Raw genomic sequence first — 20,077 nt, forward strand, 5'->3', positions numbered from 1 at the left:
GGGATCGCATCCTGATATCGGCTTTAATTATAAGGGGTTATTATGATTACTTTGTGGGGCAGGAACAATTCAACCAACGTTAAAAAGGTACTCTGGACGCTGGAAGAGCTGGATTTACCCTTTAAGCAGATCATGGCGGGACTGGAACACGGGGTGAATAAAGAGGCCGACTATCTGGCAATGAACCCTAACGGACTGGTGCCGCTGCTGCGCGATGACGAAACCGACCTGACGCTGTGGGAATCCAACGCCATTGTGCGCTACCTCGCGGCGCAGTACGGCCAGAACCGTCTGTGGAACGATGAACCTGCGAAGCGGGCCGTCGGTGAAAAGTGGATGGACTGGGCCAACCAGACGCTCTCCCCTGCCCACCGGGTGATTTTGATGGGGCTGGTGAGAACCCCGGAAGCCGAGCGTAATTACGCTGCCATTGACGCTGCCAAAGCGACCTGCGAATCGCTGTTTGCGATGATGGACGAGGCGCTGGCGACAACGCCGTGGTTCTCGGGCGACGACTTTGGCGTGGGTGATATCGCCGTCGCCCCCTTTGTCTGGAACCTGACCAACGTTGGTCTGACGTGGGCACCGCGTCCGCATCTTGAGCGCTGGCTGGCGAACCTGAGCGAGCGCCCGGCCTATCGCAACGTGGTGATGATCCCGGTGACCTGATCTACTCCCTGGACGGGCTGACTTTTAACAGCTGCCCGTCTGTTTCATCGGTCAGCACGTATAAGTAGCCATCCGGCCCGACCCGCACATCGCGAACCCGCTGATTGCGGTCGCCGAGGATCCTCCCCTCCTCCGTAACGCTGTCGCCGCTGACGTTCATCACAATCACGTCCTTATCCTTCAGCGCGCCGATAAAGAGTTTGTTCTTCCACTGCGGGAAGACGTCGCTGTTATAGAAAGCCATCCCGCTCAACGCCGGGGACTGCTTCCAGACAAACAGCGGCGGCTCGGTGCCCACAGCGGTTTCCCCTTTCGCTTCCGGGATCGGCAATCCGCTGTAGTTGATGCCGTGGGTTGCCAGCGGCCAGCCGTAGTTTTTGCCTCTTTCCGGGATATTGATCTCATCGCCGCCGCGCGGCCCGTGCTCATTGAGCCACAGGGTATTGCTCCACGGGTTCATCGCCATCCCCTGCGGGTTACGGATCCCGTAAGACCAGATCTCCGGCCGCGCCTGTTTGTTGTTCACAAAGGGATTGTCGTCCGGTACCGCGCCCTGATCGGTGAGACGCACCACTTTGCCCTGTAACTTATCCAGATCCTGGGCGGTCGGGCGCTGGTTATTCTCGCCCAGTCCAATAAACAAATAGCCTTTGCCGTCAAACACCAGCCTGCCGCCAAAGTGATTGCCGGTAGAGAGTTTAGGCTGCTGGCGGAAGACCACCTTAAAAGCCTCCAGCCGGGTGTTATCCTCGCTCAGACGGCCATACCCCACCGCGGTGCCCGCTTTGCCGTCATCGCCCGCCTCGGCATAGCTCAGCCAGACCCGGCGGGAGGTGGCAAAGTCGGGTGCCAGCGCCACGTCGAGTAATCCGCCCTGGCCGCTGTCCCAGACCTTCGGCACCCCGACGATGGGATCGGAGAGCCCTTTGCCCGCCTGCCAGCGTTTAAGCTGTCCACCTTTCAGGGTGATCAGCATGCCCTGATCCTGCGGCAGGAACGCCAGCGCCCAGGGGTGATCGAGTTTATTTTGCAGTACCGACACCTTCACTTCGGCAGGCGCGGCAAAGAGTGAGGCGGAAATGAGCAACAATGGCAGGGAAATAAGCGAGGATCGACGCATAACGCACTCCTTTTCGACGTATGCCTTAAAGGTAGCCACTCAGCGCAGGGGCGTTGATACTTTTACAAAAGCTTAAGCAGATGGGGGAGTTGCCTCCCCCGGGATCAGCTCCGAATCAGCGGTGCATGTGATTTCAGATACTGGATGCAGAGAGTGAGATCGTTCAGACAGTTTTCCAGCTTCTCTGCGTTGACGGCGATGAACGTTGGGCAATCGTGGTTGCCGGTCATCATACAGACGCCTGCGGTGGTGAGCGAACCGGCGGCGCGATAGAGCATCGCCTGCTCCTCGGCATTGCAGTACGCTCTCAGCTCCGGCGCTTTTTCACGCATGTAAGTACAGAGTTCAAAGAAGTTGTCACGCAGATGGTCGCTTTCGCTGACTGACATATACCCTTTCGCTTTCCTTAACTGCAGATAGGCGGCGAGATCGATGTGGGCATTAATCATCTTGTTAAGAAGATCGCGTTTCAGTCTGTCAACGGACATGCTTTTTCCCCCTTGTCAGCTTTAGTGCATTCTCAGATTATGTCTATTTTTTGTGCAATTTAATGCGTCAGGTCAATAATTCGCAACGGAATAGCAAAATTTACAATGTTAAAAAGGCGGGCAAAAGGTGCCACCGGAAGGCTGTTGATTTTGCTAAGCATAAAATCATGCTTCTTCCTCACCGCGCGTAGCGGGAGGCCTGCTATTTTTGAGAGGGTTAAGGCGTGGAGACAGAGGGCGTATGCCAACGATGCCGGTGTCAGATAAGATCATCTCGTTAAACCGGATCGACCTGAATCTGCTGACCATTTTTTGCTTAATCTACAGCGTAGGCAGTATCTCGAAAGTGGCTGATATGCTGGATATTTCCGCCTCTGCCGTCAGCCAGTCGCTGCGCAAACTGCGCGAGCAGATGGGGGATAACCTGTTTGTCCGCAGCGGCAACACGCTGTTACCCACCGTGTATGCGGACGAACTGTATGACAACATCCTGCCGATCATCGATAAGCTCGCCACCCTGCTCCCCCTCTCTTCCCGCATTAAAAAGCGAAGACTCACCCTGTACACCGAGTCCTTTGTCTCGCCGTTAGTGGTGCCGGAACTGACGCAGAAGATCGTCGGGATGAACGCGGATATCAGCCTGCTGCACCGTACCGCCGAGCTTAACGAAGCGAAGATCACCGAACTGTTGAACATGCGCCAGGCGGATGTGGTGTTCTCCACCTTTTCTGTTGAGAGCAGTAATATTTCTTGCCAGAAGATGAGTGATATGACGCTGGTGCTGATTGCTGCAAAGGATAATCCTCTTTATGAAAATACGGTAACGGAGGAGATGTTCAGGGATGCCAATCTGGTGGGGTACAACACTAAAAACGAAAAGATCATTTATCATCGCAGCATCGTGGATAAAAAATTCCGCTCCAGCGAGCGCTGTCTGCTGACCACCTCTTTCGCTTCCATCTTACTGATTGTCTCCACCACCGACTGCCTGGGCATTATCCCGGAAAAAGTCTTTGCGACTTATTCCGGGATGTATCAGCTAAAAAAACTGGATACGCCATTTACGTTGCCACAATTCAGTATCTATTCGTCCTGCCGGAAAGAGACCAATAAAATGCTCTTTTCCCTGTTGGCCGATTTTTACAGCAGTCAATCGGCATGAAGCCCGGGACGATCACTATTTTTTCGCTTTGTGTTTACCGAACTCAACGTCAGCGACAATATTCAGGTCAGTGATTAATCTGGACTGTGAAAGCCCGGTGGCAACAGATATGTGCGCCAGCTCGACGCCATAGATGTGAAGGGTTTTGGCCATTTCTAATTTGGATTGCAGATAGATATCTCTCATTACGTACCTCACGTTAGTTATCGACGAGGTGAAAGATAGGTTATCTGTTTAGCGTATCCAATAAGGGCCCCTTAAAGCCGGGATAAGTAAATCTTAGCCGTTATCGTCGTCGCACAGGGATCTGTATAAATCCCCGCAAGAACGCTGTACAATCCCTGCCCTGATAACTCCATAACTGACTACTTTTTAATCTATGAGCAATGTTACGCACCAGCCGAAAATCGGCTTCGTCTCGCTGGGCTGTCCAAAAAACCTGGTGGATTCCGAACGTATCCTGACCGAACTTCGCACTGAAGGCTATGACGTCGTGCCGAGCTACGACAATGCCGACATGGTGATCGTTAACACCTGCGGCTTTATCGATAGCGCCGTGCAGGAGTCTCTGGAAGCCATCGGTGAAGCACTCACTGAAAACGGCAAGGTGATTGTCACCGGTTGTCTGGGCGCCAAAGTCGATCAAATCCGCGAAGTCCATCCTAAGGTGCTGGAAATCACCGGTCCACACAGCTACGAGCAGGTGCTGGAACATGTGCATCACTATGTGCCAAAACCAAAGCACAACCCGTTCCTGAGCCTGGTCCCGGAACAGGGCGTGAAGCTGACCCCGCGTCACTATGCGTACTTAAAAATTTCCGAAGGCTGCAACCATCGCTGCACCTTCTGCATTATCCCGTCCATGCGTGGCGATCTGGTGAGCCGTCCGATTGGTGAAGTGCTGGCCGAAGCCAAACGTCTGGCGGATGCCGGCGTGAAAGAGCTGCTGGTGATCTCCCAGGACACCTCGGCCTACGGCGTGGACGTCAAGCACCGCTCCGGCTTCCACAACGGCGAGCCGGTGAAAACCAGCATGGTCGGCCTGTGCGAGCAGCTCGCTAAGCTGGGCATCTGGACCCGTCTGCATTACGTCTATCCGTATCCGCACGTCGACGATGTGATCCCGCTGATGGCCGAAGGCAAGATCCTGCCGTATCTGGATATCCCGCTGCAGCACGCCAGCCCGCGTATTCTGAAGCTGATGAAGCGCCCTGGCTCCGTTGACCGCCAGCTGGCGCGCATCAAGCAGTGGCGTGAAATCTGCCCGGATCTGACCCTGCGCTCCACCTTTATCGTCGGCTTCCCGGGTGAAACCGAAGAAGATTTCCAGATGCTGCTCGACTTCCTGGTTGAAGCGCGTCTGGACCGCGTGGGCTGCTTCAAGTACAGCCCGGTAGAAGGCGCGACCGCCAACGAGCTGGCCGATCAGGTGCCGGAAGAGGTGAAAGAAGAGCGCTGGAACCGCTTCATGCAGCTGCAACAGCAGATCTCTGCTGAACGTCTGCAGGAAAAAGTGGGCCGCGAGATTCTGGTGATCATCGACGAAGTGGACGAAGAAGGCGCGATTGGCCGCAGCATGGCCGATGCCCCGGAAATCGACGGCGCGGTCTACCTGAACGGCGAAACCAAGGTGAAACCGGGTGATATCGTGCGCGTTAAAGTTGAAAACGCCGACGAATATGACCTGTGGGGTACGCGGGTTTAATCAGGCCTACGAAAAAGGGGACTTTACGTCCCCTTTTTTATTGCTATTAATACTCGAACTGCCGGTAATAACGGCGAATATCCAGACTGTGGCCGGTGTAGTGCTCGAAATGGGCGGCCAGACGGTCCACCAGCAAGGTTGAGATCACGCATGGCGCCAGCAGCCAGCGGAACTCATTATCGATCCCCGCCAGCGCGTACTCACGCGGATCAAACACCACCAGGTTATCGGTAATTTTCGCCGCAAAACGCTCCACGCGATCGTCCAGCGCCCGGCATTTGCCCTCGCCCTTCACCAGGAACAGCGGGACCTCTTTCTCCAGCAGCTCCAGCGTGCCGTGGAAGAACTCCGCCGACGAGACCGATTTGGTGCGCTTCCACTGCATCTCCTCCAGAATACACATCGAGAAGAGATAGACTTCGCCCCACATCTCCGCCCCGCCAATCCACATCATATAGTCGGCGTTATGGTATTTTTGCGCGATGGCGTCAGCCTGCGGATCAAATTGCTTTTTGGCATTCAGGAGATTCTCAGGTAACAGCTCCAGCTGGCTGGCAAAGCGGTCATAGTTTTCAAATTCCCCGTTACCCTGCACCAGGCGGAAAAATACCCAGTACAGCAGCATGTACTCATATTCCACGCCGTTTTTGTGGCGCATCGGAATATGCCAGGTGGAGGCATTGGCCAGCGGCGAATCACTGTTTTTGGTGATTGCCACCACGCGGATCCCCTGGGCCTTACACCATTCGGCAATCGCCACCGACTCTTTGGTATCACCCGATTTCGAAAGGGTAATCACCACCGAATCTTTATTTAAGCGTTTATGCCCGGCATGAATTAATTCCGCCGCCTGCTCAAGGTAAACCGGCATCTCAGTTATTTCCCGGGCGAAGGCGTTCATCGCCATCATCGGGGCTAATGAGCCCCCTACCGAGGCGAAAAATAAGGTGCTGAAACCCTGCTGAGTAATCTCATCAGCAACCTGTTCCGCCTGTTTGCGCGCAGCAACAATCTCACGAGCACTGGTCAGGTACTCGTCCTGATTAAAACCTAACATGGTCATTCTCCTTTAGATTTTACTTTTTAAAACCCGATCGAAATCGTCAAAGATACGCACCGAGAGATCGATGCCTTTGGCGCAGGCGGTACGCCAGGCCAGAATTTGCAGAGGGACAATCAACAGCAGCGGCGAGAGCAGATGCGGCAGGCGGCAGTTCAGCGCCAGCGTATCTGGCCCCTCCTCGTCCGTCAGGGTGACCAGAAACGCCTGCTTAACCGCCGGAGCCATATAGTCCCTGAGCGCCCGCAGGCGCGGGTTTGGCGCGTCCTCAATAAAGAACATCACATGCTCAGCGTTGGCCTCCAGATAGGGGCCATGCATGTAGGCTTCCAGCTCAAACCCGCCGGACGGCACCCGCACTGTTTCGGTGAACTTGGTCTCAAACTCTTTCGCCACCCCGGTCAGGGCACCCTCGCCGATGGCGACAAAGCGTGTCCCGGCCTGCAGTTCCTGAACGTGCCGCTCGAAAAAGGCCTCCGTGCGGGCGATAGTGTCGGGGATCGCTCCCGCCAGCTGGTGCAGCGCCGCCAGATAATCGTCCGTTTCCCGGTCATCGATCTGCTGCTGCGCCCGGGCCAGGGTCAGCGCGACCAGCAGCAGATTCAGCACCGTGGCGCTAAAGCCGCGGGTGACAAAGCCCACCTTCTCAATCCCGGTATGGATATCCAGCACATGGTCGCAGCGGCGGCCTATCGGGCTATCCGGATCTGAGGTCAGGGCAAACACCGGCAGCCCGGCGGCCTGCACTTTCTTCATCGCCGCCAGGGTCGAGGCGCTTTTCCCGCTCTGGGAGACCACCAGCACCATGTCGGTGTGCGGGTCGATGGCCTCATAGTGGACAAAGTTGTATGGCTCTTTGATCTCCACCAGCAGGCCAAACCGGTGTTCAAAGAAGTAGCGCGCGCACATCGCCGCATTCAGCGACGAGCCGGTCGCCAGCACCAGCAGGCGGCGCACCGGATGCTGGCGGGCAAAGTCCTCCACGGACGCCAGATGCTGCGGGTACGCTCTGAGGATCGCCGCCAGCGCCGCGGGTTGTTCTTCGATATAGGTCATCATTGTCGGTTGCATCGTCTTCTCCGCTTAAAACAGGCCAATCCACGATCCCAGAATCCCCACCAGCGCCATGCCCCCGATAATGGTGAGCGGTTTAACCTTGCGCCCCAGCAGCCAGTAGACAATCCCGAAGCTGATGAGCGGCAGCAGGCCTGGCATGATGTTGTTGATGATCTCCTGAACCTCGGTTTTCGCCTCCCCCGCGCCGAAGGAGACAGGGATGGTGATGTTGATCATCGAGGCGGCCATCGCCCCCACCACCATCAGCCCGATAATTGACGCCCCGTAGGTGAGGCTCTCCATCATTCCGCTCTTCTGAACCCGGTGGAGCACCCCAGTGCCGAGCACGTAGCCCCAGCGGGTAAAGAGCCAGCGCACCAGAATGTGCGGCACGTTAAACACCAGCAGGAACAGGATCGGCCCCAGAATGTTCCCCTGCAGCGCCAGGCTGGTGCCGATCCCGGTGGCGATCAGGCGCAGCGTTCCCCAGAAGAAGGAGTCCCCCAGCCCGGCCAGCGGCCCCATCAGCGATGCCTTGACGTTGTCGATCGCCGTACCGTCCATCTCCTGCTGCTGGCTGTTCTTCTCCTCCATCGCGGTGGTGATGCCCAGCAGCAGGGTGACGATATGCGGCGTGGTGTTGAAGAACACCAGGTGGCGCTTTAACGCCGCCGCCAGCTCTGACTTTTGCGGGTAGAGTTTTTTCAGTACCGGGATCAGGGCATAGACAAACGCGAGGTTCATCTGCCGCTCATAGTTCCAGGAAAACTCCATCTGGAACGACCGCCAGAACACCCGGCGCAGATCGCGTGCGTTGATGGCATTCTCATCCTGCACCTGAGGCAGGGTCTCTTCAGAAATCTTCGTCGTCATCACTGACTCCTTGATCGGTCGTTGGACGAGGGGCGTTACGTGCAGTCGTGTTAACCATCACCACCGCCACAATGGCACCGAGAATGGCGATACCGGTGACGGGTATTTTCAGGTACGCCATCAGGGCAAAGCCGAGGAAGAAAAAGGGCGCCACTTTTTTGTTGATCAGCAGTCGGGCAAGCATCGCAAAGCCCAGCGCCGGAATAATCCCCGTCGCCACGCTGAGCCCGTGCTTAATAAACTCCGGGATGGCATCCAGTAAGGATTTCACCGCGCTGCTGCCCACCAGGAAGGAGACGGTGACCACCGCCGCCAGCATCAACGACAGGCCAAACCCGGCGATAAGGTGCATTCGCTCAATGCCGCGGGTATCTGCCTGTTCGGCATAGCCGTCGGCCTTCTGGCTGAGCATCGGGATAAACATGCCGAGATAGACGTTCTTCAGCACCAGGGTCAGGGTGGCAATCGGCAGGCCGAGCAGCAGCGCCGTCTCCGTTCCCGCCCCGGAGGTGATGGCAAACGCTACCCCCAGCACCCCGCCGGTAACCACATCCGGCGGAATCGACGCCCCCACCGAAAACGAGCCGATAAACGCCAGTTCCAGCGTCGCTCCCATAATCACGCCCGTCTGTACATCGCCTAACACCAGCCCGGTTAATAATCCGGTGACAATCGGCCGGGAAAGCAGCGAGGTGCCGAGGGCATATTCCGACTGGGCGATAAACGCCACCAGCCCGAGTAAAAGTGCCTCTACCATAGTGAGTCCTCAGGAATTACAGCGATTCCGCTAATAACTGTTTGCGATCGTTAGGCACCTGGCGTATTTCGATCTCCACGCCGTTGCCCACCAGCTGCGTGAGCTTTTCTATTTCGTCCGGCAGCAAATTAATGGCCTTCGAAATATTCCGTGCCCCCTCTTTCGCTTTAATACCGCCGAGATTGATGCTGTTAATGCCCTCTACCGACGAGGCTAACCGCCAGGCATCCTCCACCGACTCCACGACGATAAACAGGTTGTATTTATCGGTGACGCCGCTATTGATGGCCTCGATTGAGTCATTGATATTTTTAATCACCAGCTTGACCGACGGGGGCTTGGCCAGCTTGATGGTGGTTTTTCGCAGTTCATCGTTGGGCACGCTGTCGTTGGCAATTAAAATGCAATCCGCCCCGACATATTGCGTCCAGGAGAAGGCCACCTGGCCGTGTAATAAGCGGTGGTCAACACGCAGTAACGTAATCATTATTATTCCTCTTGTTCAGAAGTCTTTATCTGCCTGTACCGCACTGGCAATGGTGTGGTTGCAATACTGAATACTTTCCCTGCAGCTTAATAACGCGTCATGAATTAATTTTTCGGTATCCTGTTCATCCGCGGAAATAAGCAGGCCGATCACCAGCGGCAAATTAAGCCCGGCGATCAGATGAAAATTCGGCTGATGCAGATAGCGGATAAATTCGTTATTGACGCTGCCGGCAAAGATATCGGTGATCGCTATCACCTCATCCTGGGCGGGTAACCCGGCAAGCAGCTCCGCCACCTGCCGGGTGACGTCCTGGTGCTCGTCGACATAGGCGCAGAGGGTGTAGATGTCCTGCTGCTTGCCGAGGATCAGCTCGACCGAGTCGAGTACCCCGCGCGCTAAGGTGCCGTGACTGGCAAATATGTAATGTCGTTTCATCCTGTCCTCGAATGCTCATTCCACTTACCAGAAAGAGATTGCAACCCACGTGCCAGGAAAAAGTGGCCCGTGGGGAACAGGAGAGAGGGAGGGATTAAAACTCTTGATCTGCCTGAATAAATTCCGTTTCGAGGGTCAGAATATTGTGGATGTAACAGAGCTCGACAACCGGGATTTTGACACTATAACTGCTCTCAATGACACTAAAGGCCTGGCGCAGCAGCGCCAGCTCGCTTTCAGGACACTGTCGCCCGGCATAGGTGCTGGGCGAGGCGTTGCGGATCAGCCGCTCAATCAGACAGCTGATGTGCACATAGAGCGCCACCTTGCGTTCGTTCGGCACCTGACATCCCGCCAGATGCTCGTAGCGGAAGACAAACTGCTCCACCTGGTTGATCACTTTGGTGGTATCGAGAATGGTCACCGACTCAATCACCCGCCGCAGGGAGAAGTTCTTCAGCAGCAGATTGTTGATCTCCGCCACCTGCTCTGCCGTGGCGATATCACCAAAGATGCGCATCAGCGGCTGAGTCCCCTCCCCGGCAATCAGCGAATCCAGCGAGATCCACGGCACAGCGGGCACCTGCGGGTCGAAGGTGCCGACAATCGCCAGCATGTCGTAGCGGTTAAAGGCCACCGCCCGCTCCTGCGCGTCGCTGAGCATCTCGTAATCGCAGGCGATAATTTCTATCCCCAGCGCCTCCGGGATGCTGGCCTTCAGCAGATGGCAGAGGTTGGCCGCCGCGCCGATCCCGGTGATGCAGGTGGTGAGAATGACCCGCGGTTTGCTGGCCTGGGGCCAGAAAAGCTGGTGCTCCACCGGCAGATCGTCGGCGATGTCGTGGGCGATCTCCTCGATGTGATGCCCCTGCAGGATCCGCTCCCCGACATACAGCGCCATGCTGGTGGAGACGTTGTTCACAATCGCCACCGGGGTGGAGACCCGGCGCTGGAAGTGGCTATGAATCGCATTCAGCGATCCCATATCCACCAGGATCATCAGCCCCGACGCCAGGGCGTTGCTTTCGATGTAGTGCATCACCTGCTGGGCAATCGCCTCCGGAGTGACGTCCAGCGGCATGTCGAAAGATTCAAACACCGTCTGTTTCAGCAGGCGGTTCGCCACGTTGGCAATGCTGCTGGCAGTGGCGTAGCCGTGGGCGAGGATCACCGCCCGCGTCACCTGGGACTGACTCACCGCCCCCGCTTTATGCAGCCACAGCACCAGCAGCAGGGCGTCGATGCGCTGGGCCTCAATGTCGAGCTTTTGCGTCAGGGCGGCGATCATCGCCTGGCAAAAACGGTACAGCAGGGGGTACTTTTGTGCGAGGAAGTCATCCAGCAGCCGGACCCGCTCCTGGCTCAGGGCCGAGAGCGCGCTTTGGGCGCGATGTACCAGATAGTGGCTCAGGGCGTAGATGCCATTGCCGTTAAACTGGACGTTGAACTGCTGCTCCAGCCGGTAAAATTCCTCCCGCACCTGCTGGGTGGTGAGCTGTAACACCGGCGAGGCGGTGGTATCCCGGTGGTGAAACACCAGCCTGTCGAACAGGGTTTCGATCTCCTCCCCCATCCGCCGATGCACATCCTCCCAGCCCGAGCGGCCGCTGAGCACCTCTTCGTACAGGGCCAGGACCTGACACTGGGTATCGTGGATCATCCCCTGGGTGCGATCGTGGGCGCGAAGCAGCCACAGGAGGTTGGTCTCTGGCTCTATGGTCAGCGGCTCTTCCGCCACGGGGGCGTCGCTCATCAGTGGGATCGCAGCCAGCACCTTCTCCGGCAGATCCTGAATAGTGACGCCAATCGCCGCCTGCCCCCGCTGTCTGGCCCAGGCGGCGGCGACCGCATACCTGACCACGTTTTTCAGCTCGCCGACGTTGCCGCGATAGAGCGCGTGATGCAGCACCTGGCGCAGGCGAGGGGTCAGATTCAGGCGCGCGTCCAGCTTTTGCGCCTCGCGCCAGAAGAACTGGAGGATTAGCGCCTCTTTTTCCTGACGGGAGCGCGCCTGCAGGTCGGGCAGCGTCACCAGGATCGGAATGCGGCGCAGGAAGGTGGTTAAAAAGGTGCTGTGCAGCTCCTCGGTGGTGGCGAAGACCAGCCGCGTGCGGATGGGGCGACCCTGAGCGGTTTCCCCCACCCGGTAGATCTCCTTCCGGTCGAGCCAGGTAAAGAGCTTCTCCTGGCCCTCGGCGTTCAGACGATGCACCTCATCGAGAAACAGCATCCCGCCGTCGGCGGCCTCGAATGCCCCCTGCTTATCGGTCTGCGCCCCGGTAAAGGCCCCTTTCACATAGCCGAACAGGTTCGCCGCCAGCAGCTCCGGGTTGCTGGCGTACTGGGCGCAGTTAAAGCTGACAAAGGGGGCATCGTCCGCCAGCAGCCCCTGGGAGATAGCGAAGGCGTGCATCAGGTTCGCCATATAGCTTTTCCCGGTGCCGCTGTCCCCGGTGATCAGCAGCGGCAGGCCGCCATCGGGATAGAAGAGCGCCGTTTTCAGCTGGGCGATGGCCTTTTTCAGGCTGCCGTCATGCCCGATGAGAAGAGAAAAGTGATCCGGCGGTTCCTGGCCGCTGTCGCCGTCGTTAAGCAACTGGGCGATGCTGTCGTATTCGGTCGCCGATAAGCTAAAAAACTGCTGGCTGAAGGCTTTCTTATGCAGGAAATAGACCGGACGGGTATTGATTTTGACCAGCTCCCCCTGAGCCACCAGCTGGTTCAGATAGTGGCTGGCGGTGTTGCGTTTGAGGTCGAACCGCTCGGCCAGGTAGCGGGCGGTAAAGACCTCGCTCAGGTTTTCCGGGTCAAAAAAATCGGTCTGATTGGCGAGAAAGGTCAGGATTTCGTTGCGCATGGTGGATCCCACGTCTGGAATGTCATGGGGGTATGATGCCCGCAAACCTGCGGGCGAAGGGAGCGCGACGGCGGGGAATGTGCGCTTTTGTGGGGAAGTTCACAGGAATACCTGAGGCAGGAATTGGCGGGGACTGCCCCTTCTTCCTCAAGGGAGAGGCTGGACATGCGGCTCTGGTGGTGGTTCCGTTCACCTCATGTTCCTTGCTTCTCTGATGCACTCGAACCGGTGAACGTGCCAGGGGGGCTCGCCGCCTCCCCCCTGGCTACCCCGGCTCCCGGCAAAGAAAATCGCCGCTGCGCGGTACCCTCAGCTTATTCCTTCAGGCTTTCGGGTCGGGCACCAGCCTGCATCCCTGCAGGCTATGCCCTCTCGGCGCGTCCCTGCGCCTCGCCCCGGCCTTCCGGAAACGCTTCGGCGATTTTCAGCCGGACCAGGGAGTCGCTGTAAGTATTTTATTCTTCTGATGTTTCTTCGTTGCGTTAGAATTTTTGCGAGGCGCTTTCCAGGAATGATTTTCCCGGCTTGTCGCCGCGATCTCTGCGCAGTATCTTCCTGTTGCGCCTGCAAAATCAGGCGCCGGGATTGGCCTCCCGATAAAAATTACAGGATCCACTTACTTTATCGGAGGCTGCCACTATGGCTACTACCCCAACCCATGCTCAGGCATTATTTACCGTACCTTTCTCCCACAACACCGACTTTACCGAGCTGGCGAACCACTGCGAGCGTTTCGCCCACACTCTGCTGGAAACCGACGATCCCGCTGAAAAACTGGCGCTCTGCGCCCGCCTTTCTGCCTGTCTCGCGTTATTGCAGCCAACGCTCAACGAGCCCATTCCTGCGCACCTGGTGGAGCGTTTCACCCTGACCGATCTGCCGTCCCGTCTGCCGGCTTTCGAGCCGGAAAGCGAGCTGCTCGGGCTGTACTGCCAGACGCTCACGCAATTGCTTATCAGCAACGCACTGCCGCGGGATATGGCAAAGGTGATGGAAGGACTGCTGTATGAGCTGGTGAACTTCTACGCCGACACGCTGAACGCGCCACGCTGGCTGCAAACGCCGGACGGACGCGTGGCGATTGATGCGTTGAATAACTGAGGAAGGCTAACGGGGGAACAGTCAGTACTCAGGCCGGGCAAACGCAGTGCCAGGTGGCGACTGTGAACTGCGCCCCAAAACCTGCCTTTGACCTTGTAGGCCCGGCAAGCATAGCGCCGCCGGGCAATCAGGCCGCACCGGCACTGTTAAGGGAGAGGGAATCGCCCGTGCTAACAGTTAAATCGTCACCCGGTAGCGAACGTAATCATCCACCACCGCCAGCTGATCATACAGTGCCCGGGCCGGATTGCCTGTCCGGGTCACCCAGTAGACCTTCGACCACGACTTCTCCCGGGCCTCGGCAATGATGCCCTCAATCAATGCCCTACCCGCCCCCTTGCCGCGCGCCGCGTCATCGACAAACAGATCTTCCAGATAGCACAGCGGCTGGGTCACCCAGGTGCCTTCATGCAGCACGCAGATGGCAAAGCCCACCACGCCCTGTTCGGTTTCTGCCAGTCGGCAGAACAGACCGGACTCCGGGGATAATACCCGCCGCCAGGTCGCCAGGGTCACCGCCTCATCCAGTTCAGTGCCGTAAAAATCCAGATAGCCCTTCCACAGGGTTAGCCATGCGTCATAATCGTCCGCGTTCGTCTCACGCACTTTAACCATCGTTGTTATTCCTTGTTTTGTACTCGCGCCCTCGGGAAACAGTCTACTTTTATATCTCACGACATCACCGGAGATAACAATGAAAGTTTTAATGGTTCTCACCTCTCACAGTGAACTGGGAAACACCGGTAAGAAAACGGGTTTCTGGCTGGAAGAGTTTGCCGCCCCGTATTACATCTTCAAAGATGCGGGAGCCGAGGTCGTGCTGGCCTCCCCGGCGGGCGGTCAACCGCCGCTGGATCCTAAAAGTGATTCCGCCGATTTTCAGACCGAACTGACCCAGCGCTTCAAAGCCGATCCGGCGGCCCAGCGCGAACTCGCCAACACCCTCAAGCTCGACAGCGTCCGTCAGGAGGATTTCGACACCGTCTTCTACCCTGGCGGCCACGGCCCGCTGTGGGATCTGGCCGAATCACAGACCTCCATCGCCCTGATTGAAGCCTTTACCCGCGCGGGTAAACCCACGGGCTTCGTCTGCCACGCGCCGGGCGTGCTGCGCCATGTGAAAGCCGCCTCTGGCGAGCCGCTGGTCAAGGACCGTCAGGTGACCGGCTTTACCAACGGCGAAGAGGCCGACGTCGAGCTGACCGACATCGTCCCGTTCCTGGTGGAAGATGAGTTGATCGCCCTGGGCGGGAAGTATCAGAAAGGCCCGAACTGGGGCTCGTACATTGTTGAAGACGGCCAGCTGATCACCGGGCAGAACCCGGCCAGCTCCGAAGCGGTTGCCAAAGCGCTGGTCGCTGCGCTTCGCTAATCCCCCTGTCCGGCCGCTGGTCGGGCAATCCCTCCTGCGCTTTTAGCATAGAGTGTTAAAGACAAAACGGTGCCGGGCTGCCAGGATTTTGCGATTCACACCGGAGATGCTATGAAAACGATTATTGACCTGTTTAACGACCATAAAAGCGAGCGCAGTTTTACCGATCACGCCATTGATGACGCCACGCTCGAGCGCATTATCAGCACCGCCTACCGCGCCCCTACCTCCGTCCATTCCCAGCAGGTGTCGGTCATCGTCACCCGCGATGCGGAAAAGCGGGCGCAGATCGCACAGATTGCTGGCGGCCAGCCGTGGATTGCCAAAGCCCCGGTGTTTATCACCTTTGTGCTGGATATGTACAAAACCGAGGTTGGCATGAAGCTGGCGGGCAAGGAGCAGGTGGCACATCAGAGCATTGAGAGCCTGGTAGCCGGCGCGACCGACGTGGGCATTGCTCTGGGCTCAGTGATGGCAGCGGCCCGCTCGGAAGGGCTGGGGATCGTGCCGATTGGCGGGATCCGTCTGCGTCCACAGGAGCTGATTACGCTGCTCGACCTGCCGGAACACACCTTCCCGGTGGCGGGCGTGGTTATCGGTCACGTCGATGTCCCTTCGCATCACAAACCGCGTCTGCCGCTGGAGACCTTCCGCCACGACGAAGCCTACGTCACCGACGGGCTGGAGGCGAAAATCATCCGCTACAATCAGCAGATGACCGAACACTGGCAGGCCATTGACCGTACCGACGGGGATACATGGAGTGAAAGCGTGAGCGGGTATTACCAGCACATTTACTTCCCGGACGTACTCCCGGCGCTGCTTAAGCAGGGCTTTGGCGTCGATAAGTAACGTGGAAAATGCCCGGCGGCGCTGCGCTTGCACGGGCCTACGGGTTTTGCACCCTTTGTAGGCCGGGTAAGCGCAGCGCCACCCGGCAACATGCCTGAATCAGGTCGGCATCGAGAAGGTGGTGACCTTATTGGTCTGCGGATCGATATTGATAATGCAGATAGCGAAGTTGCCGCCAAAACGGTCTTTACGATCGGAAATGCGCAGGTTGTAGGTCTCGGAGAAAGAGGTGTAGCCCGAGGAGTTGGTCTCGTTCAGCTTAAAGCCAACAATCTGTTCGAAATAGTCACGGGATTTACCCACGCTGGTTTTGCACTGTTCATTGGTGATAGTGCCAGACTGTTTTGCTGCCGCCGTGGTTTGCGTGCCGGTGGAGGATTTCGGCGTCAGGGCCGTATTCACCGTTTTAATCCCGTCACTCATGTTTTTCTGAAAGTCGGCGCAAGAGGTAGAAGGTAAAACCATGCCGCATAAAAGGAGCTTTTTCATTGTAATCCTTACAATATTTAACGTTATTGAATCGTTAATCATTATAATTTTTACAAATAGTTAACTCCAGCAAACCTTTTACGCGGCATTTTCCAACTCATTGAATAACAATACCTTTCGCAATAACTTCTACCATTATTGGTAGCTTATCCCTTAATTCGCGGATCTAGCGCGTCGCGTAACCCATCTCCCAGCAAATTAAACGCCAGTACGGTGAGGAAAATCGCCATACTCGGGAACAGCGCCACGTGTGGGGCAATCACCATATCGGCCCGCGCCTCGTTGAGCATCGCCCCCCACTCCGGCGTCGGCGGCTGCGCGCCTAACCCGAGAAACGACAGGCTCGCCGCCGAGATAATCGACACCCCGATACGCATGGTGAAATAGACCACGATCGAAGAGACGGTGCCCGGCAGAATATGGTTAAACAGGATGGTGGTATCGCTGGCGCCAATGCTTCGCGCCGACTCGATAAAGGTCTGCTGTTTCAGCACCAGGGTATTGCCGCGCACCAGGCGGGCAAAGGCCGGGATCGAGAAGATCGCCACGGCGATAATCACGTTCGCCATGCCGTTACCCATCACCGCCACCACCGCAATGGCCAGCAGAATGCCGGGGAAAGCAAACAGCACGTCGCAGATGCGCATGATAATGCGGTCCCACCAGCCCTCGTAGTAACCCGCCAGCAGACCCAGCACCGTGCCAATGGCCGCGCCGATCAGCACCGCAAAAACGCCCGCCGCGAGGGAGATCTGCGCCCCCATCAGCACCCGGCTGAAGATATCCCGCCCGAGGGAGTCCACGCCGAACCAGTGCACCATCGACGGCCCCTCGTTCAGACGGTCGTAATCGAAGTAATTCTCCGCATCGAAGGGGACGATCCAGGGTGCCAGCACCGCCACCAGGATCAGCAGCAGCACAAACAGCCCGGCGGCCATCGCCACCGGCTGCTTACGAAAGCGCCGCCAGAACTCATGCCACGGGGTACGGATCTGATCCGGTTTGAGCCCCGGCATCGCCTTTAATATGGCCTGCCGGCGCCAGTTTAACAGTCGCATCTTACTTGTACCTGATAGCCGGATTAATGGCGGCATAGAGCACATCCACCACTAAGTTGATAAGAATAAACTCCAGCGAAAAGAGCAGCACTTCCGCCTGGATCACCGGGTAGTCGCGCATGTCGACGGAATCGACAAGCAAGCGCCCTAGCCCCGGCCAGTTGAAGACCTTTTCCACCACGATCGAGCCGCCGAGCAGGAAGCCGAACTGCAGCCCCATCATCGTCACCACCGGGATCATCGCATTGCGCAGGCCATGCTTGAGGATCACCCACTTCTCGCTGACCCCCTTCGCCCGGGCGGTGCGCATATAGTCTTCGTTCAGCACGTCGACGAACGAGGCGCGGGTGAAGCGCGCCATCACCGCCGCTACCGCCGCGCCAAGGGTCAGCGACGGCAGGATGTAGTGCCGCCAGCTGTCCGCCCCGACGGTGGGGAGCCAGCCCAGCTCGACGGAGAAGACCTGCATCAGCAGCATCCCCAGCGCAAAGGCCGGGAAGGAGATCCCGGTTACCGCCAGCGCCATCCCCAGCCGGTCCGGCCAGCGGTTACGCCAGACGGCCGCCACAATCCCGGCCATCAGGCCAAACAGCACCGCCCAGGCCATGCTGGCCAGCGTCAGCCAGAAGGTGGGCATAAAGCGGCTGGCGATCTCTTCCGAAACCGGCCGACGCGACACCATTGAGGTACCAAAATCGCCCTGCACGACGTTGGTGATGTAGTGCCAGAACTGCAGGTAGAGCGGCTGATCCAGCCCCAGCTGCTTACGCACCAGCTCGATGACCGTGGCATCCGCTTCCGGACCGGCAATCAGCCGCGCCGGATCCCCCGGCAGCAGATGGACGAATAAAAAGACCAGCACCGCCACAATCAGCAGCGTTGGGATCAGGCCCAGCAGGCGTTTAATCACATAATTCAGCATGCATATTCCTCTCATCCCGCAGGCGGATACCTGCGGGAATGAGTGCTCTATTTCAGATCCGCGTCGTCAAAACTAAAGCCGGTATCCGGCATGATGTAAAACCCGGTCAGCGCTTTGTTGTGCGCCGAGACCAGTTTCTCAACCACCAGCGGCACCCACGGGGACTCCTTCCAGATGGTGTCCTGCGCGTCCTTATACAGTTTCGCTTTCTCTTCCGGTTGGGTGGTTTTCAGGGCATCGGCCAGATCTTTATCCACCTGCGGATTGCTGTAGAACGCGGTGTTGAACAGGGTTGGCGGCTGGTTATTAGAGGCAAACAGCGGCGACAGCGCCCAGTCGGCTTCGCCGGTGGAGGCCGACCAGCCGGTGTAGAACATCCTTACCCCGCTCTCTTTCTGGCCTTTGCCTTCCACTTCGGCGGCTCGCTGCCCGGCATCCATCGCCGTCACCTGCACCTTAATGCCCACCTGCGCCAGCTGCTGCTGGGTAAACTGCAGCACCTTCTGAGCGGTACTGTGATTGTGTGATGACCACAGCGTGGTGCTGAAACCGTTCGGGAAACCGGCCTCTTTCAGCAGCGCGCGCGCCTTGGTCGGATTGTATTCCCACGGATGATACTGCTGGGAGTAAGCAATGGACGGCGGAACCACGCCCGTGGCCGGAGTGGCGTAACCGGCAAAGGCCACCTTCACCAGCGCCTCGCGGTTGATAGCGTAGTTAATCGCCTCGCGCACTTTCGGGTTATCGAACGGCTTCTGCGTGACGTTCATGCTGATGTAGCGCTGCATGATTGACGGGCTGGCCACCAGCTCCAGCTTGCTGTTTTTACTCAGCAGCGCTGCCTGCTCATAAGGGATCGGGAAGGCAAACTGCGCTTCGCCGGTCTGGAGCATCGCCGCGCGGGTGTTGTTATCCACTACCGGTCGCCAGGTGATGGTGTCCAGCTTTGGCAGCCCCTGCTGCCAGTACCCGGCGAACTTCTTCACCTTCACAAAATCGGTCTGATTCCAGGTCACCAGCTCATACGGGCCGGTACCGACCGGATGGAAGCCGATCTCTTTGCCGTATTTTTTCAGCGCTGCCGGGGAGATCATCGCCGTGGCCGGGTGGGCCAGAATGTTGATAAAGGCCGAGAACGGCGCTTTGAGGGTGATTTTTACCGTGGTGGGATCGACCGCCTCGGTGCTGGCGATGTTTTTATACAGGTTATAACGCTTGAGGCTGTTTTCCGGGTTGCTGGCGCGGTCGAGGTTGGCCTTCACCGCGTCGGCGTTGAAGTCGGTGCCGTCCTGGAACTTGACGCCGCTGCGCAGCTTGATGGTGTAGACCAGCCCGTCATCCGAGACGGTATAGCTATCTGCCAGCACGTTTTTCAGGTTCATCTCTTTATCAAGGCCAAACAGCCCCTGATAAAACGACTTCGCCACCGCCTGGGACAGGGTGTCATTGGCGTCATAAGGATCGAGGGTCGTGAAGTTGGAGGCCACTGCCACCACCACGTCTTTTGCTGCGAAGGCCGGCGTGGCCGCCAGAGCTGCCGTTACGCTCGCGGCTAACAGCCATTTGCGAGCAACAAATTTTGTCATTGTTGTGTTCTCCGGTTGTGCTGTG

At 57.6% G+C, this 20,077-nt stretch carries 20 protein-coding genes; 6 read left to right on the plus strand and 14 right to left on the minus strand.

From position 1 onward, the window contains the following. Positions 1-42: 42 nt before the first annotated feature. Positions 43-669, plus strand: coding sequence for a glutathione S-transferase family protein (locus M8318_RS18585; RefSeq protein ID WP_262663916.1), 627 nt, complete (start codon positions 43-45; stop codon positions 667-669). A 1-nt stretch (position 670) separates the two neighbouring features. On the opposite strand, the gene M8318_RS18590 is transcribed toward M8318_RS18585, so the two are convergent. After that, the gene (locus tag M8318_RS18590) at positions 671-1,789 is read right to left on the minus strand and encodes a PQQ-dependent sugar dehydrogenase (protein WP_262663917.1); all 1,119 of its coding nucleotides are present in this window, start codon (positions 1,787-1,789) and stop codon (positions 671-673) included. 104 nt (positions 1,790-1,893) lie between these two features. Then, positions 1,894-2,277 (minus strand): biofilm formation regulator BssR, encoded by a 384-nt coding sequence (gene bssR, locus M8318_RS18595; RefSeq protein ID WP_262663918.1) that lies wholly within the window; start codon positions 2,275-2,277, stop codon positions 1,894-1,896. A 241-nt stretch (positions 2,278-2,518) separates the two neighbouring features. Between bssR and M8318_RS18600 the strand changes: the two genes are divergently transcribed. Together M8318_RS18600 and rimO are read left to right on the plus strand one after the other, a co-directional pair. Beyond that, complete coding sequence (locus M8318_RS18600; RefSeq protein ID WP_262663919.1) at positions 2,519-3,439, plus strand: LysR family transcriptional regulator; 921 nt, start codon at positions 2,519-2,521, stop codon at positions 3,437-3,439. Positions 3,440-3,818: 379 nt separating this feature from the next. Continuing rightward, the gene (gene rimO, locus M8318_RS18605; protein WP_262663920.1) at positions 3,819-5,144 is read left to right on the plus strand and encodes a 30S ribosomal protein S12 methylthiotransferase RimO; all 1,326 of its coding nucleotides are present in this window, start codon (positions 3,819-3,821) and stop codon (positions 5,142-5,144) included. A 46-nt stretch (positions 5,145-5,190) separates the two neighbouring features. Here the strand turns inward: rimO and M8318_RS18610 are convergent, their stop codons facing one another. The 7 genes from M8318_RS18610 to M8318_RS18640 all read right to left on the minus strand — a co-directional run bounded on the left by M8318_RS18610 (position 5,191) and on the right by M8318_RS18640 (position 12,672). After that, positions 5,191-6,201, minus strand: coding sequence for an SIS domain-containing protein (locus M8318_RS18610; RefSeq protein WP_262663921.1), 1,011 nt, complete (start codon positions 6,199-6,201; stop codon positions 5,191-5,193). Between the two features lie 12 nt (positions 6,202-6,213). Next, positions 6,214-7,275: an SIS domain-containing protein gene (locus M8318_RS18615; protein WP_262663922.1), complete on the minus strand. Its 1,062-nt coding sequence runs from the start codon at positions 7,273-7,275 to the stop codon at positions 6,214-6,216. 12 nt (positions 7,276-7,287) lie between these two features. Then, on the minus strand, positions 7,288-8,133 hold the full coding sequence (locus tag M8318_RS18620; protein ID WP_261642460.1) for a PTS system mannose/fructose/sorbose family transporter subunit IID: 846 nt from the start codon (positions 8,131-8,133) through the stop codon (positions 7,288-7,290). Beyond that, on the minus strand, positions 8,114-8,890 hold the full coding sequence (locus M8318_RS18625; protein WP_106992490.1) for a PTS mannose/fructose/sorbose/N-acetylgalactosamine transporter subunit IIC: 777 nt from the start codon (positions 8,888-8,890) through the stop codon (positions 8,114-8,116). The genes M8318_RS18620 and M8318_RS18625 overlap by 20 nt, the downstream gene beginning before the upstream one ends. 16 nt (positions 8,891-8,906) lie before the next feature. Beyond that, positions 8,907-9,377, minus strand: a complete 471-nt coding sequence (locus M8318_RS18630) for a PTS sugar transporter subunit IIB (protein ID WP_262663924.1) — start codon at positions 9,375-9,377, stop codon at positions 8,907-8,909. A 15-nt stretch (positions 9,378-9,392) separates the two neighbouring features. Next, the gene (locus tag M8318_RS18635; protein ID WP_262663925.1) at positions 9,393-9,815 is read right to left on the minus strand and encodes a PTS sugar transporter subunit IIA; all 423 of its coding nucleotides are present in this window, start codon (positions 9,813-9,815) and stop codon (positions 9,393-9,395) included. Positions 9,816-9,909: 94 nt separating this feature from the next. Continuing rightward, on the minus strand, positions 9,910-12,672 hold the full coding sequence (locus tag M8318_RS18640; protein ID WP_262663926.1) for a sigma 54-interacting transcriptional regulator: 2,763 nt from the start codon (positions 12,670-12,672) through the stop codon (positions 9,910-9,912). A gap of 639 nt (positions 12,673-13,311) precedes the next feature. Here M8318_RS18640 and M8318_RS18645 point away from each other — a divergent pair. Next, positions 13,312-13,773, plus strand: coding sequence for a hypothetical protein (locus M8318_RS18645; protein WP_262663927.1), 462 nt, complete (start codon positions 13,312-13,314; stop codon positions 13,771-13,773). A 177-nt stretch (positions 13,774-13,950) separates the two neighbouring features. Here M8318_RS18645 and M8318_RS18650 read toward each other — a convergent pair whose 3' ends face one another. Continuing rightward, positions 13,951-14,388, minus strand: a complete 438-nt coding sequence (locus M8318_RS18650) for a GNAT family N-acetyltransferase (RefSeq protein WP_262663928.1) — start codon at positions 14,386-14,388, stop codon at positions 13,951-13,953. Between the two features lie 79 nt (positions 14,389-14,467). Here M8318_RS18650 and M8318_RS18655 point away from each other — a divergent pair, with 79 nt between their 5' ends. Continuing rightward, a complete protein-coding gene (locus M8318_RS18655; RefSeq protein WP_262663929.1) occupies positions 14,468-15,145 on the plus strand; it encodes a type 1 glutamine amidotransferase domain-containing protein in 678 nt (225 codons plus the stop codon). A gap of 111 nt (positions 15,146-15,256) precedes the next feature. Next, a complete protein-coding gene (locus tag M8318_RS18660; RefSeq protein ID WP_262663930.1) occupies positions 15,257-15,997 on the plus strand; it encodes a nitroreductase family protein in 741 nt (246 codons plus the stop codon). 99 nt (positions 15,998-16,096) lie between these two features. Here the strand turns inward: M8318_RS18660 and M8318_RS18665 are convergent, their stop codons facing one another. From M8318_RS18665 to gsiB, 4 genes are all read right to left on the minus strand, one after another. Continuing rightward, positions 16,097-16,420: a hypothetical protein gene (locus M8318_RS18665; protein ID WP_262663931.1), complete on the minus strand. Its 324-nt coding sequence runs from the start codon at positions 16,418-16,420 to the stop codon at positions 16,097-16,099. A 212-nt stretch (positions 16,421-16,632) separates the two neighbouring features. Continuing rightward, complete coding sequence (gene gsiD, locus M8318_RS18670; RefSeq protein WP_262663933.1) at positions 16,633-17,544, minus strand: glutathione ABC transporter permease GsiD; 912 nt, start codon at positions 17,542-17,544, stop codon at positions 16,633-16,635. Between the two features lies 1 nt (position 17,545). Then, complete coding sequence (gene gsiC / locus M8318_RS18675; RefSeq protein ID WP_262663936.1) at positions 17,546-18,466, minus strand: glutathione ABC transporter permease GsiC; 921 nt, start codon at positions 18,464-18,466, stop codon at positions 17,546-17,548. A gap of 47 nt (positions 18,467-18,513) precedes the next feature. Beyond that, positions 18,514-20,052 (minus strand): glutathione ABC transporter substrate-binding protein GsiB, encoded by a 1,539-nt coding sequence (gene gsiB / locus M8318_RS18680; RefSeq protein ID WP_262663937.1) that lies wholly within the window; start codon positions 20,050-20,052, stop codon positions 18,514-18,516. Positions 20,053-20,077 lie beyond the last annotated feature (25 nt).

It is taken from the genome of Leclercia tamurae, from assembly GCF_025566055.1.
In the GTDB taxonomy this organism is placed as follows: Bacteria; Pseudomonadota; Gammaproteobacteria; order Enterobacterales; family Enterobacteriaceae; genus Enterobacter; species Enterobacter tamurae.

Excerpts from the sequence above, each read along its gene's own strand:
- M8318_RS18585 (WP_262663916.1), top strand. The coding sequence starts at position 43 with ATGATTACTTTGTGGGGCAGGAACAATTCAACCAACGTTAAAAAGGTA.
- M8318_RS18590 (WP_262663917.1), bottom strand. The coding sequence starts at position 1,789 with ATGCGTCGATCCTCGCTTATTTCCCTGCCATTGTTGCTCATTTCCGCC.
- bssR (WP_262663918.1), bottom strand. The coding sequence starts at position 2,277 with ATGTCCGTTGACAGACTGAAACGCGATCTTCTTAACAAGATGATTAAT.
- M8318_RS18600 (WP_262663919.1), top strand. The coding sequence starts at position 2,519 with ATGCCAACGATGCCGGTGTCAGATAAGATCATCTCGTTAAACCGGATC.
- rimO (WP_262663920.1), top strand. The coding sequence starts at position 3,819 with ATGAGCAATGTTACGCACCAGCCGAAAATCGGCTTCGTCTCGCTGGGC.
- M8318_RS18610 (WP_262663921.1), bottom strand. The coding sequence starts at position 6,201 with ATGTTAGGTTTTAATCAGGACGAGTACCTGACCAGTGCTCGTGAGATT.
- M8318_RS18615 (WP_262663922.1), bottom strand. The coding sequence starts at position 7,275 with ATGCAACCGACAATGATGACCTATATCGAAGAACAACCCGCGGCGCTG.
- M8318_RS18620 (WP_261642460.1), bottom strand. The coding sequence starts at position 8,133 with ATGACGACGAAGATTTCTGAAGAGACCCTGCCTCAGGTGCAGGATGAG.
- M8318_RS18625 (WP_106992490.1), bottom strand. The coding sequence starts at position 8,890 with ATGGTAGAGGCACTTTTACTCGGGCTGGTGGCGTTTATCGCCCAGTCG.
- M8318_RS18630 (WP_262663924.1), bottom strand. The coding sequence starts at position 9,377 with ATGATTACGTTACTGCGTGTTGACCACCGCTTATTACACGGCCAGGTG.
- M8318_RS18635 (WP_262663925.1), bottom strand. The coding sequence starts at position 9,815 with ATGAAACGACATTACATATTTGCCAGTCACGGCACCTTAGCGCGCGGG.
- M8318_RS18640 (WP_262663926.1), bottom strand. The coding sequence starts at position 12,672 with ATGCGCAACGAAATCCTGACCTTTCTCGCCAATCAGACCGATTTTTTT.
- M8318_RS18645 (WP_262663927.1), top strand. The coding sequence starts at position 13,312 with ATGGCTACTACCCCAACCCATGCTCAGGCATTATTTACCGTACCTTTC.
- M8318_RS18650 (WP_262663928.1), bottom strand. The coding sequence starts at position 14,388 with ATGGTTAAAGTGCGTGAGACGAACGCGGACGATTATGACGCATGGCTA.
- M8318_RS18655 (WP_262663929.1), top strand. The coding sequence starts at position 14,468 with ATGAAAGTTTTAATGGTTCTCACCTCTCACAGTGAACTGGGAAACACC.
- M8318_RS18660 (WP_262663930.1), top strand. The coding sequence starts at position 15,257 with ATGAAAACGATTATTGACCTGTTTAACGACCATAAAAGCGAGCGCAGT.
- M8318_RS18665 (WP_262663931.1), bottom strand. The coding sequence starts at position 16,420 with ATGAGTGACGGGATTAAAACGGTGAATACGGCCCTGACGCCGAAATCC.
- gsiD (WP_262663933.1), bottom strand. The coding sequence starts at position 17,544 with ATGCGACTGTTAAACTGGCGCCGGCAGGCCATATTAAAGGCGATGCCG.
- gsiC (WP_262663936.1), bottom strand. The coding sequence starts at position 18,466 with ATGCTGAATTATGTGATTAAACGCCTGCTGGGCCTGATCCCAACGCTG.
- gsiB (WP_262663937.1), bottom strand. The coding sequence starts at position 20,052 with ATGACAAAATTTGTTGCTCGCAAATGGCTGTTAGCCGCGAGCGTAACG.